Below are 11,452 nucleotides of genomic sequence, written 5' to 3' on the forward strand. Positions count from 1 at the left end.
GCCTGCGCGTACAGGCCGATCGCGAACTCCTCGGCGCCCTTGGCGCTGGAGGGGTCCAGCCCGGCCTGGCGCGCCTGCTCGTCATCGAGGAGCACCGACACCGCGGCGGTACCGGCGTTGCCGGTGCATGAGCCGAGCGCGTCGACGTCCTTCGCCCCGGCGACGACCTGCGAGACGGCAATGCCCTGCGCGAGGAGGTCTTCCTGATCGAGGACCGGGATGCGCGGGGCGTGCGCGGCAGGCTTGAGGACGGCGCCACGGTGCTCGTGGAGCCACTCCAACGAGCGGGCGTCGAGGACCTGGTGGCGGCCCAGCTTGGTGTGGTGGGCGTAGCGGTGAGTGAGGATGCCGTGAGTCAAAGGCACGTCCGGTGCCGTTTCTCCCCCGCGCCGGACGAATAGGTGAAGCCGCGGTGCAGGCCGCTACGGGCTCGCGCCGATCTTGCTGGTAAGCCACAGCTCCACCAGCATCAGCAGCAGCGGGCCGACGAACGCCGACACCAGCCACCTGCGGGTGCTGGCGGCCTGCTGCTGGTCGCGCTCGCGGGTGCGAACCGCAACCTGCTGCGCTTCCTCCGTGGCCTGGATCCGCTGGTTCACCAGACGCTGGTCGGCCTGGTACACGTCCTTGGTGACCATCTGCTCGAAGCGGGTACTCATCGCCGCGAGGTCGCCACGCAGGTCGTCGCGGAGTTGATTGATGCCGGTGCTCTGGTCTTCGCGTAGCTGCTGCAGTGCGCGGTGCAGCTCCCACAGAGTGGGCTCGGCGCTCGGCGGCTGCGTCACCGCGCACTCCTCAAGTCGGCGTGCCCCGCGCCGCACACGATCTTACGGCCACGGGGCGACGCCACGTCAGCTCGCGGCCTGAGAGGGGTCAGGAGACCTCAGGCTGCGGGTCCAGCACCGTGGCCGACACGATGTCCATGCTGTGCTGGCACAGGCCGCACTGGACACCTGGCGTACCCCCGTTGGAGTACAGCTCGGGCACGTCGATGGGCTGGGAGTAGTTCGGGCAGGTCTCGGTGAGGCACTGCACCACCGCGGCGTAATACGTGGCCGGGACGAACGTGGTGACGCTCATGATGCGATCAGCATCCAGTCAACTCCAGTAGCGGTCGTATTGGTCCTGGTCACCCACACCGTCAGGCCGGTGGAGGAGATGGAGGAGATACCGACGCCGGTCACAGCGGTGCCGGGGGCGGTCGTACTCGCGGTGGCGAAGCCCCGGATGATGGTGCCCTGCACGTTCAGGCCGGTGACCACCACAGATGTCGGTGTATTGGCTGCCGATGGCGTGATGGTGACACGGCCGGTCACGATGGAGCCCGCCGTGAGCACGCCGGCCACGGACGCGCCGGTGTCGACGACCAGGCCGCCGAGCTCGGTGAAGTCCAGGTTCTTCGCGTTCGCATCAATGTGAAGTCCGGAGCCGCGCACTTCCACGTTGGTGAAGCCACCGCCACCGCCGGACCCGTTGGAGGCGTACGACACAACCCGCGAGGTGCCGTTGGTGTCCTTCGCGGCGTCCCAGAAGCTGTAGGCGGTGCCGTCCAGGGCGTCGGTGGCCTCGATTCTGACCGTGCCCCCGGACACGCCTTGCACGGGCGAGTTCATCCGGAGCGTGGCGGAGCCACGGGAGACATACGGGGCTTCGACGATCGTCTGCGGCTGGAGCTGGCCGCCGCCCAGGTCGAGGACGTCGGAGCTGATCTGCCCCGGGGTGACCTCGCTTGCATGGCCGCTGTAGATGAGCAGGGCACCGGAAGTCCCGGGGCCGCCGTTCGGGTCCATCACCAGGCGGCGGCCGGACGCTGCGGTGCGGACAATGGCGCCGGTGACGGTGGCACCGGTGATCGTGCCGCCGGTGATCGTCTTACCGGTGATCGCGTCCGCGGCAATCACGTCGCTCGTGATGGACAGGGCCTTGATCTGCGCCGCGGTGATGGACTGGCCGACAATCCGGTCAGCGTTCAGGGTGCCCGCAGAGATCCTGTCTCCATTGATGGTGCCCGCGACCATCTTCGGCGTGGTGATCGCCCCGTCCGCGATCTGGACTCCGCCGACGACCGGGCGGACCGCCGCGTTGTCCCACCAAACGGTTCCAGCGGTGGACTGGAAAGTCTCCACAGTGATGGAGGCCTTCGCGGTATTGGCCGGGGCGGTAACGGTGGTCGTGAGGCGCTGCCAGGTCGCCCCGAGCACCGGCGGTGATGCCTGCGCCACACCCCAGGCGAAGGTCGCCCCCGTGGCGTCCTGCCACGACGCGTAGAACTTGACGGCCTGGCCAGCCCAGTCCGAGGAGCACTGGTAGTCGACCGCCAGATACAGCTGCTCGCCCGGCAGGATCGAGAACGTCGTCAGATTCAAGCCTCGGGTGGTGGCACCTGCCGATACCGCGGAGACCTTCACGCTCTTCGGGGACCCGTTGCCCTTGGTGGCATCGACCGACCAGGAGGCGCCCGCTGCGGCCACCAACGCCGCGGTGTACGGGCCCTCAAAGCTCGGGTCACTCAAGAGGTTCGAGCCGCCGACGACGGTGAGCTTGTCGGTGGTGATCGACCCGGCGGCCAGGTTGGCCGCGGCGATCGTCCCCGCAGCGATCTCCGTGCCGGTGATCGAGCCGCCGAAGATCTGGGCGGCCGTGATCGACTTGCCGACGATCTTCGCGGCGTCGAGGGTGCCAGCGGTGATCCTGTCGCCGTTGATCGTGCCGGCGGTCATCTTCGCCGTGGTGATCGCACCACTGGCGATCATCGTGCCGGGCAGCACGGGCCGCACGGCCGCGTTGTCCCACATCACCGTTCCGGCAGTGCCCTGGAAGCTCTGGCAGACGATGCGGGCCTTGACCGCCAGGGCCGGGGCGGTGAGAGTGCCGGACAGACGCTGCCAGGTCGGCCCGAGGACCGGCGTGGTGGTCTCCACGGTGCTGTAGCTGATGTCCGCGCCAGAGGAGTCCAGCCAGGCCGCGTAGATCTTGAGCGCGGCCCCGGCCCAGTTGCTGGACGCCTGGTAGTCGTACGCCACGTACAGCTGGTCGCCGGGCAGGATCGGGACCGTGGTCAGCGGCATGTCCCGGGTCGATGCAGTGGCAGCAGTCGCATCGACCTTCAAGGACTTGGCTGAACCGTTGCCCGTGGCGGCGATCGACCACCACGGGCTGCCCGCTACGAGCGCCGCGGTGTACGGGCCCTCGAAGGACGGGTCACTCAACAGGTTGGCGCCACCGGAGACGGTCAGCTTGTCGGTGCTGATGGCCCCGGCGGCTATCTCGCTGGCGGTGACCGACCCGGCCAGGATCTCCCGGGCCGTGACCGCATCCGCCGCGATCTTCCCGGCCCCGACGGCGTTGTCCTGGATCTTCGCCAGGGACACGGCCAGGTCGTGCAACTTGTCCTCCAGCACCGCCCCGGTCTGGAGCGCGGTGGAGTCCACCGAGTTCGTGGCCAACTTGGCGGCCGTGACCGCGTCATCAGCCAACTTGAGGTCGGTCACGGCCCCGTTGGCGAGCTTGCCGACACTGACCGCGGCGTCGTGCAGGTGCTCCTCCAGGACGCCACCATCGGCCAGGGCGACGCTGCCCACCGCCCCCGCCTCGATCTTCGCGGCGGTGACCGCGCCGTCGGCGAGAGCCAGTTCGGTGACGATGCCGTCCAGCACGGACTGGGCGACCACCTCGGCGGGCCCGGCCGGGCCCGCCACAGCAGACGGCCCGGACGCCACACCGGAGGTCGACACGCACACCAGCCGCACCCACACCGGCCCGTCGACGGGCACGGTCATGCTGCTGCCAGAGGCGGAATGGAGCGCGGAGAACAAGGAGTCGGCGGCGAAGTCCGCCGAGGAGGAGAAGTGGACCTCGACAGAGGCGAAGTCGGCCGGGGCCTGGCTGCCGTCCGCGAACGTCCCGTCCCAGGACACGCCGACACCGCCGAGGACGGAGGTGACCGTGGGCGCGGACGGCACAGGCGGAGTGGGGCCGTTGACGGCCGCCAGCGCCACCGTGCCGTCCTGCTGCACGCCGATGCTGCCGCGCAGCGCCCCGGCGTCGTCGTAGACGGCGATGGCCCCGTTCTCGATCGAGGAGTTCGCCAGGCGGCTGGAGCGCGACAGGTCCCGCACCTGACGCTCCAGGGCGGCGATCCTGCCCGCCAGAAGAGTGAGGGTGTCAGCCAAAGGGTTCAGCCTCCGTAAGTGAAGGAGTCGGCGCGCGCCAGGCTCACCGTCATCCGTTCCTGCTGGTCCCCCTGCGCCGGCGTGAGCGACCATCCGGTCACCCGCGCCCAACCGTCATAGTCCGTCCACTCGTCGTGGATCTGCACCCACACGTCGTCGCCCACCGCGAACGACCCGAAGCGGGCCGCGGGGTGGTCGATGATGTCGACCTGCTGGACGTCGCCGCGTATCTGGCGGGCGATCCGCTCCGTGCGGGCCTTCGCCGCCAGCTGGTCGGTGCCCTTGACCGCGGGCAGGTCCAAAACCTCCTCCAGGCGTAGCCGCCCGTCACGCACCGCATCGACGGCGCGCAGCCGGGCCCGCCCGTCCCCCGAGCCGAGGGCGACGACGACCTGCGCGTAGGTGTCGCCGTCGTAGGTGACCGGCTCGGTCGAGGCGATGTTCACGCCGCTGGTGAAGGACACATCGGTGCGGCGGGTGCCCAGACGGGGCCAGCCGATACGGAACCTGCGCTGCGGCTGGCCGTTCACCCAGTCGACCTGCTCGGTCCACTCCGGGCCGCCGTCGGTGGCGACGGCGTCGGCGACGAGGTCGGCAAGGGTGCGGGTCTCCCACCAGTTGGAGGCGTACGGCTCGGCGGGGGTGCCGATCTTCGCCTTGGAGGTGGTGCCGTCGACGACCACACCCAGGTTCCCGTCGGGCTGCTCCTGGCAGTACGCCCACACGTCCCGGATCAGCTTGCACGGGTCGCCGTAGGTGTACGGGCCGCGCTTGTTGAGGTTGCCGTGGAGATCGTTGCGGCGCGCCAGATAGGACCCGAACCCGGCAGCCTCGATCGGATACTTGCCGCCCTCGGGCTCGGCCCGCCAGACCAGGCCGCCCCACATCAGCTTGGAGTCCCGCTCGGCGAAGATGAGCGTGTTGCCGGGGTCGACCATGCTGGGCAGCAGGTGCGGCAGGTGCGGCTCCAGCGTCGCCTGCAGCGCACCGGGCCCGCTCAGTTCCGGGCCGTAGGACACATCGGTCAGTGGCAGGTTCCACGCCAGGACGCTGCCACTGAGCACGTCACAGGTCAGGTAGCGGTAGGAGTGCACGTCAGAACACGCCCTCCTCGAACTCCACATCCGCGATCGCGGTCGTGGCGGCGTCCGCCTGGAGGTATCCGGCGGCGGCATTGTCCAGCGCCACCATCGACTGCAGCAGCTGCGGGGTGCCGCGCATCGCCGCAGGGATGTTGATCGTGTCGGCGGAGATGACGTTCATCCGCTGGGACCGGTCGCCGCTGACGAACGGGCCGGTGTCGAAGGTGATGCCCTGCCCCTGGACGGTGCCGAGCTTGAACGTGGCGTGCCCGAACACACTGCCGCTGATGACCTGCATCGCGGCCAGGTTGAACACGATCCGGGCGCGGACCGCCCACACGGGCACGGTGAACGTCCAGCGGGCCGCCGGCGGATACGACACGTACGTGCCCTTGGCGTTGCCCGCCCAGTTCTGATCGGCGGTCGGCGACGCGGTGTAGATCTGCCGGTCCCTGCGCGGGTTGGCGATGCCCCGCAGGTCGGTGATCATCGCGTCGGTGATGGTGGCGGTGTTCGGCGGGATCGCGATGCGGGCCAGCGGGATCGCGGTCATCCCCGCCGGCGGCTGCGTCGCCGTCGCCGCCACGTTGGACACGACGTAGAAGTAGCCGATGTTGTCGGAGGCCGGGTTCAGGCTGCCCTCGTACTCGGGGTCCAGGACACGCAGCACCACCATGTCGGTGCGGCCGGTCGCCCCGGTCGAGGCAATGTTCACCGCCGCCGTGCCGACGTTGTACTGGGTGTAGGAGCCCTGGCCCCAGGCGGCGCCGCGCACCACACCGGAGCCGTCGGCCACCTGTACGCCGGCGCCGGGCGTCGCCTGCTGGGTCACCTTGAGGTCGTTGTACTCGGTCACGCCCTGCGACCCGCGCGACAGGTCGCGGATCATCATGCGCATGGTGCGGGCGGGGTGGATACCGCCGTTGACCATCATCGGGGGCTGGATCAGCGTCATTGAAGGGTCCTCACAAGGCGGTGTAGGCGTCGCGCCACGACAGGGTCAGGCGGCAGGTGTTGGTGTAATCGGTGGCGGTCCACCGGATCTCGCTCTTGCCGGGTGGGATCTGGAACAGGTCCAGGCGGGAGCCGGACGTCAACGCCGGCGCCGCGTTTCCGCTGCCGTTCTTGAGCACCCAGCGGGTGCCGGGCCGGGTGTCGATGTCGATCCACTCCCCGGCGGCGAGGCTGATCTGCAGCTCCAGGTAGCGGCCGGTGTTGACCACCCACACCTTCGGGTTGGTGACCGGCCCGTCGATGCGCACCGTCGGCCACGCCGCCAGGTCCCCGCCGCCCAGGACCCACCCGGGCCGCTCGGCCGGGTTCGACACCCCCGTGGTGATCGGGGCTCGGACCGGCGCCGTAAACCCTTGCGAGTCGTTGGAGATGTCCAGCGGCATCGTCAGCGACTGCGAGTCATCGGCGTGCCAGCGCGGGTCCGTCGCGGCGAAGTCCAGCGTGAGCGGGATCCAGCCGTACACGGCCTGCGCCATCGTCACGGCCTCCACGCGCCGCCACCTGCCATACAGGCGCTTGACGTCCCGGCCGGGCCACTTGGCGCGCAGCACCGCCAGTGCCCCCGCCGTCTTGCGGACGGCATCAGCGCCGGTGGCCTGCTGCAGGCGGGCCAGCAGGTCGAGGGCGGCGCCCGGCTCGTCGGGGGTGCGGATACCGGCCTCGATCGTCACCGTCCGCGTCCCGAACAGGTCCACGCCCGGGAAGCCGCCATCGTCGGTCGGGTTGTCCACATCGGCGGTGCGCAGGTCGGGAGCGCCGAGCCCGGTGACCTCACCGACCGGCAGCAGCGTGCCCGAGCCGATCACCAGGCCCCCGCCGACGTCGAACTGGTAGTCCCCAAGGGCCGTCATCCGATCTTGCCTCCTCGCTGCGCGGCACGAAGACGCCGCATCACCTCCGCACCGATCTCCTGCGCCGTGCCAGCACCACCGGCACTGTCGGGGACGGTCACGGGCATCGCGCCGATCAGCGGCCCGGTCGCCTCCTTCACCACCACCACGTGCACGCCGCCGGCGGGCTTGGCGTCCACGGCCATCGGCCCCGACACGCCCTGGTTGGTGAGGGTGTATCCGAACCGCTGCGCGACGTCCTCGAGGACAGCCGTCGCCGAGCCCCGCTTGGACGCCCCGAGGGGGATGAACGCCTCGCCCCCCGTGGAGGGCTCCGCGAACCTGACCAGGCCATTGCTCGTCGCATACAGGCCGGGCGTCAGGATGCCGCCAGAGTCATACGACAGGCCCTTGTTGGCCTTGTTCAGATCGGACACGAACTTCGAGGCCCGCGACCCCAGCGCCTTCTTCAACTGGGACAGGCCCGCGTTGCCGACCTCGATGATGCGGTCCTCGCCGAGCTGCGTGGCGTCGGCGACCTGGTGGATGCCGGTCTTGCTCGACTTGACCGCCGCAATGACCGTCAGCAGGTCGGCCAGGTCCTGGTCCGACAGCGTCGCCGACGCCGCCTTGGAAGCCTTGTTGGCCTTGGACGCGGCCGACTTGGACTTCGCGGCCTGCGCGGCGAGGTCCTGCGCTGCCTGGTCGCCCTGCGCCGCCAGCCGCGCCGCCAAGTCCCCGTACCCTTCGGCGGCGAGCTTGGCCAGGTTCTTCTGGAACGCCGACGTCTGCTTGGCCGCGCCGGTGAGCTGGACGGTGTAGTCCGACAGCGACGCCTTCGCGGCCGCCGCCAGCTTCTCCAGGTCCTTGGCCATGCTGCTCACGTACTTCGAGGTGCCGGTGGCCATCTTGTGAGTCAGATCGATGCCGTCGGCGCCCATCGCCTCCAGCGCGGCAGCGACGTCCGTACCGGCCCGGGAAGCTACCTTGGCCAGGTCCTTGCGCCACCGCTGCGCCTCCGACACCGACGTGTGGAGGTTCTTGGAGAACTTCGCCAGGTCCAGGCCGGTGCCCTTGGAGTTCATCGAGTCCGACGCGATCGACGACAGCGAGTACAGGCCGTCCGTACCGCCCGCCGGCGTGTACGACCAGCTGGAAAGGCCGCCTTCGGCGTGGAAGTCGACGCTCGCCCCGAACCGGTGCGCGACCTCCACCAGGATCTCCTTGGAGCGGGCCCGCTTCGACGACCCCAGCGGAATGTACGCCTCGCCCTGAGTTTCCGGCTCCGCCCACACCCGCCACGCCCCCGCAGGCGCGATCTGCGCCACGTGCTGCTCGCGCATGCCGCCCCCCGCGTAGAACGACAGCAGCGACCCGTCGGCCTGCGGCTGCGGCTTGTTCGCCCACGGCACGCCCGAGCCGGGCGCGACACGTGGGATCACCGTCACCGACACCGGAGCCGGAGGGTTCACGCTGACAGAGATCGTCTTCGTACCGGGGATCTCCCGCACGCTCACGCCGATCGCATCCAGCTGCGCCTGCACCTGCGCCATGTCCCCGGACAGCAGCGCCGACGTCAGGGCCTGCGCGGCTTCGGTGCCCTTGGTCTTGGAGACCTGCTGGATCAGGTCCAGCATGCCGATCCACTCGTTCTTCGACTGGCCGCCGGCCGTCTTGAACGCGGAGACGACGCCCCGCAGGTCCTTGGAGCTGATCGGCATGTCCGCGCCCCAGATCGACCGCAGCTGGTCCATGGCGCCGGTCACATCCCCCGACAGCAGGGCGTGCTGCAGCGCGGTCGCCGCGTCCGCGCCCTTGGTCTTCGTGACCTGCGCCAGCAGGCTCATGCCGCGCTGCAGCTGCGTCTTGGCGGCCGCACTGCCCTTCTTCACGGCCGTGGTCATGTCGGTGACGGCCATGTCCTGCATGACCTTCGCGAACTTGCCCGCGTCGTTGGTCTGGGCGGCGTCCGCGAACTCCTGCGCGATCTTCTTGCCGTAGCGGGCGGAGATCGCGGGCAGCTCCTGCAGGCCCGCCTGGAACGCGTCCTGGGACCGCGACGCCGACTCGGTGATGATCGACTGCAGCTCGTCGGCGACCTTCGTCTTGCCCTTGCCGAGCTGCGTGACCAGCTCATCCAGGATCGGCGCCGACGACACACCAAGCTCGGCGAAGTGGCTGGTGAGGTCCCCGTACCCGGCCATGGCCAGCTTGGTCAGGTTGCCCTGGAAGTTGCGCTGCGCCTTGAGCTGGTCGTTCAGCTCCTTCATGTAGTCCTTGAGCGTCGCCTTGGCGTTCTTGTTGGACTTGGCGACCTTGTCCTGCGCGTCCTGCCACGCCTTGGCCGGGTTGACGATGTCGCCCAGGGCCTTCGCCATGGCCTTCATCTCGTCGGTGTACTTCGGCAGGCCGTCGTCGCCGGGCGGCACCAGCATGTCCAGCGTCCACGCACCGGCCGACACCTTTGCCTGCATCACCTTGGCGTTGATGATCTCCATCTGCGCCGCAATGTCGGCCTCCTGCTTGAGCGCGGTCGACCACCGGCCGTGCGCGTCGGTGAGGGCCTTCGCGGCGATGTCCCACTTCTGCGAGTACTCCGCGTTGCCCGGCGCCTGCCCGGCCTTGACCTTCGTGGCGTAGATGCTGCTCTGCGACTCCAGGTCCAGCAGCAGCCCCTGCATCTTGGAGCCGCCGGTCGCCACCGCGTCGACCGCGTCGGTGACGTCCACGCCGGCGGCCTTCATCTTCGCGGCGAAGTCACCGGAGGTGAGCTGCTCGGTCAGCTTCTGGATACCGGCCCCGGCCTGGCCCTGCTCCCGCTCCTTTTGCAGCGCCGCCACCAGGTCGTCGGTGGCCTGCTTCGCCTGCTCCTTCGACGCCGAATAGGCCGCGTATGCCAGCACACCGACCGTCAGCAGCGCCGTCAGGCCCGACACCGCCAGCCCCGCGCCCTTGAGCGCCGCCGGGAGCAGCGCCCCGCCCTCGCGGGCTGCGGTCTGCGCGAGACGGAACTCCGACAGCTGCGTGGTCACCTTCGTGATCGCCGCCAGCGCGATCATGCCACCAGCGGACACCGCGATGAGGCCCGCGCCGATGTCCTTGAGCGGCCCGGGTGCGTCCGCGATGGCGCCGGCGAACACCGACAGGGCGTTGCCGACGGTCTGCATCACCGGCAGCAGCGCCCGGCCCAGGTCGATACCCAGCGACTTGGCGCGGTTGACGAACATCGACCACTGGCCTGCGGTGGTGTTCATCTGCAGGTCGAACGCCTTCTGCGTGGCCCCGGCGCGCGTCACCTCGTTGGCGATGCCCTGGTAGGTGTCGGCGTAGTTCTGGCCGTCGTTGGCGGCCAGCGCCAGCACCGCGCGGGTGGCCCGCACGTCGACGAACAGCTTCTGCATCGCCTCGGACGAGCCGCCCGTGGCGTTCATCAGCTTGTTGACGACCACGTACAGGCCGTCCTGCTGCAGCGCGGACGCCGCCGACGCATAGCCGAGCTTGTGCATCTCGTTGCTCAGGTCGCGGGTCGGGGCCATCATCCGCGTCATCAGCTGGTTCAGCCCGGTCGCGGACTCCGCCGCCGGGACACCGGCCAGGGTGATCGCGGCGAACGCGGAGGACAGGTCAGCGAAGCCCACGCCGGCGGCGGCCGCCATCGGCACCACGTCACCAAGGTTCTGCGCCAGCTCCTCGAAGGAGATGACGCCCTTGTTGACGGTCTGGAACATGATGTCCATGACGCCTGCGGCGTCGCCCGCGCCCAGGCCGTACGCCTTCAGGACACCCAGCAGGGCCCGCGCGGACGTCTCGGTGGTCGTCAGGCCCGCGCTGGCGCCCTTCGCGGCCACGCTGAGGATCGTCATCGCGTCCGAGCCGTCGAAGCCCGTCGACACGATCTGGTACAGGCCCTCGGCGAGCTGGTTCGCGGACTGCGTCAGGCCCGTCGACATCTGCACGATCTGGTCGGTGTAGCCGCTCACCGAGCTGGCGTTGATCTGCTGGGAGATCGTCATGACGTTCGCCATGCGCTTCTCCAGCGCCACGGCCTGCAGCACGCCAACAGCGAGCACCCCCGACAGCACCACCCCGGCACGCAGGTAGCCGTCGATGCGGGCCTGGGTGGCGGCGCGGGTCTCGGCAGCAGCAGCCGCCTCGGCCTGCCGCACCGCGGCCGCGTTCGCCGCCGCACGCTGCGACGCCGCAGCCTCCACCTCCGACTGCGCGGCAACCGCCTGCAGGGCCCGCCCGTCAGCGGCCTGCCGTGCCGCCGTCGCCCGCGTGGCCACACCCGTAGCACGAGCCGACGCAGCAGCCGCGGCCGCCGCCCGCTCCTCCTGCACGACCTGCGCCTGCG

The 11,452-nt window shown here is 69.9% G+C and carries 8 protein-coding genes; all 8 read right to left on the reverse strand.

The features are described from left to right. The coding region (locus tag EFK10_RS45635) for a hypothetical protein (RefSeq protein ID WP_164836465.1) at positions 1-365 on the reverse strand (365 nt) is incomplete at its 3' end. A gap of 57 nt (positions 366-422) precedes the next feature. Further along, positions 423-785: a hypothetical protein gene (locus EFK10_RS45640; RefSeq protein WP_127361525.1), complete on the reverse strand. Its 363-nt coding sequence runs from the start codon at positions 783-785 to the stop codon at positions 423-425. 88 nt (positions 786-873) lie between these two features. Further along, complete coding sequence (locus EFK10_RS45645; RefSeq protein WP_127361526.1) at positions 874-1,080, reverse strand: hypothetical protein; 207 nt, start codon at positions 1,078-1,080, stop codon at positions 874-876. Further along, entirely contained in the window at positions 1,077-4,172 is a 3,096-nt protein-coding gene (locus tag EFK10_RS45650) for a hypothetical protein (RefSeq protein ID WP_127361527.1), read from the reverse strand. Before EFK10_RS45650 ends, EFK10_RS45645 begins: the two co-directional genes overlap by 4 nt. 5 nt (positions 4,173-4,177) lie before the next feature. Beyond that, a complete protein-coding gene (locus EFK10_RS45655) occupies positions 4,178-5,266 on the reverse strand; it encodes a hypothetical protein (protein ID WP_127361528.1) in 1,089 nt (362 codons plus the stop codon). Position 5,267: 1 nt separating this feature from the next. Next, on the reverse strand, positions 5,268-6,209 hold the full coding sequence (locus EFK10_RS45660; protein ID WP_127361529.1) for a hypothetical protein: 942 nt from the start codon (positions 6,207-6,209) through the stop codon (positions 5,268-5,270). A gap of 10 nt (positions 6,210-6,219) precedes the next feature. Further along, positions 6,220-7,119 (reverse strand): phage distal tail protein, encoded by a 900-nt coding sequence (locus tag EFK10_RS45665; protein ID WP_127361530.1) that lies wholly within the window; start codon positions 7,117-7,119, stop codon positions 6,220-6,222. Then, positions 7,116-11,384, reverse strand: a complete 4,269-nt coding sequence (locus EFK10_RS45670; RefSeq protein WP_164836466.1) for a phage tail tape measure protein — start codon at positions 11,382-11,384, stop codon at positions 7,116-7,118. Before EFK10_RS45670 ends, EFK10_RS45665 begins: the two co-directional genes overlap by 4 nt. Between the last annotated feature and the right edge of the window lie 68 nt (positions 11,385-11,452).

The sequence above is a fragment of the Streptomyces soli genome, assembly GCF_003999195.1.
GTDB classification, from domain to species: Bacteria; Actinomycetota; Actinomycetes; order Streptomycetales; family Streptomycetaceae; genus Actinacidiphila; species Actinacidiphila soli.

Coding starts and splice junctions, on each gene's coding strand:
- EFK10_RS45665 (WP_127361530.1), bottom strand. CDS start 7,119: ATGACGGCCCTTGGGGACTACCAGTTCGACGTCGGCGGGGGCCTGGTG.
- EFK10_RS45660 (WP_127361529.1), bottom strand. CDS start 6,209: ATGACGCTGATCCAGCCCCCGATGATGGTCAACGGCGGTATCCACCCC.
- EFK10_RS45645 (WP_127361526.1), bottom strand. CDS start 1,080: ATGAGCGTCACCACGTTCGTCCCGGCCACGTATTACGCCGCGGTGGTG.